Here is a 1448-nt window from a genome sequence, read left to right as displayed (position 1 = left end):
CTAACGGGTGCAAGAGTTTAAGATCAAGCTGCCATTTCGGCGGCTTTTTCTTATTCAGTTAACGTGGCAGGTTAGGGGAACAAGATTTCCAGTGTAAGCAACTATAAAAACGGCAGAATCAACCGCTTTAAATTTGGTTATTAGAGGGTGGGATTGTTGAATTTGGTGCAAAACTAATATAAAGGGGAAGTTTACAAATACTAAATCCCTTTATAAAGCAAGTAAAGGAGGAGAAAATAATGAGTATTGAAATGGAAAAAGAGAATCTTATCCAGTACGGGTTAAAAGTGTTTGAAGAAATTGGGGCTAATGAAATTTGCAGCGTCTGTATTAGAAGTGGAAATTCTTGTTGTCATGGGTGTGAATTCTTAAAGGATAAGGAAGGTTGTCAAAAACGTAACACCTCTTGTATGGCGTGGTTATGCGGCTTACAAAAACTTTATTTTAAAGAGATTGGGTTATTAGATGATTGGGAAAAATTGTGGACAAAAATTCCAGGTAAATTACACCGTGGAGATGTGACTCCTGACATTGTGAAGGTGAAAACACTACTCAAAGTTAAACACATTAATAAAAATTCAGGAAAGTTAATGGCTGATAAATTCAAAACTTTTGTAGAAGATGGGGGTAACTTAGAAAAATTAGAGAGACGTTTACAACACGATTTTGTTATGGAAAAACTATAAATAATCTGCTGCTTGTAATCACTCTACAATTTTTTAAGAGCCGATCCAAAAGAAAATATGAAGACACAAAAATTTAAATAGACTGAAAATCGATTTAAATTTTTGTTATAAATTACAAGTCATCATATTAGGATGAAAGGCTATTGTGACAGCCTTTTTCTTACTCGTTAACGGAGTTAATAAGTTGAAGAACTCGGATGTCCTGTTGTGTTTCACCCGAATAAAAAGGTACCCGATTATTCGGATGCATACTTAATTATTCCATGTAAATAAACTGAATATTCTCGCTGTACACATTCTCTTAACTTGATCTTTCCTTCACTTTCTAATTCTCTAACCATTTCTTCAATCTTTTTTTCATCTTCTTTGGTAGCCTTTGGAATCTCTGTTGAAAACAAATTACCTCGACTGGAATTGCGTAGATTTTTTAATAAACCAACTTTATTCATTGGGTCATCCCCTTTTTCTATTATTTTCGACATAAATGAGGTTTTTTCCTTTGAATACCAATTATTTTCTCAAGTTTTCTTATTCAGCTATCGGAGCGCAAGAGTTGAAGATCAACGGACAGATCGGCTGCTCTTTTTCTTGTTGAAGTAGCGAAGCTGGATAGCACAAAAAGAATCAAAGGAATAAGATCAATAGTTCTGTTTGATTTTAATTTGAATATTATTAAAGATACTTAATAACATTCTTCTCCAGTGATCATATCAAGCAATTAAAAAACAGGGGGAAAAATTTATATGGATAATGTATTAAAAG

At 33.2% G+C, this 1448-nt stretch carries 2 protein-coding genes; one reads left to right on the top strand and one right to left on the bottom strand.

Going from position 1 to position 1448, the window contains the following annotated elements; translation table 11 throughout:
• Positions 1-239: 239 nt before the first annotated feature.
• Positions 240-686, top strand: coding sequence for a DNA mismatch repair protein (locus V7161_RS29310; RefSeq protein WP_335716294.1), 447 nt, complete (start codon positions 240-242; stop codon positions 684-686).
• A gap of 236 nt (positions 687-922) precedes the next feature.
• Here the strand turns inward: V7161_RS29310 and V7161_RS29305 are convergent, their stop codons facing one another.
• The gene (locus tag V7161_RS29305; RefSeq protein ID WP_335716293.1) at positions 923-1135 is read right to left on the bottom strand and encodes a hypothetical protein; all 213 of its coding nucleotides are present in this window, start codon (positions 1133-1135) and stop codon (positions 923-925) included.
• Positions 1136-1448: the final 313 nt, after the last annotated feature.

This window comes from Neobacillus drentensis (genome assembly GCF_036965425.1).
GTDB lineage: Bacteria > Bacillota > Bacilli > Bacillales > Cytobacillaceae > Neobacillus > Neobacillus drentensis_F.
The sequence above is the reverse complement of the archived record's forward strand: the minus strand, read 5'-3'. Positions and strand labels throughout refer to the sequence as shown.

What these genes read in the sequence shown, in the direction of transcription:
- V7161_RS29310 (WP_335716294.1), top strand. Translation starts at nt 240, where the DNA reads ATGAGTATTGAAATGGAAAAAGAGAATCTTATCCAGTACGGGTTAAAA.
- V7161_RS29305 (WP_335716293.1), bottom strand. Translation starts at nt 1,135, where the DNA reads ATGAATAAAGTTGGTTTATTAAAAAATCTACGCAATTCCAGTCGAGGT.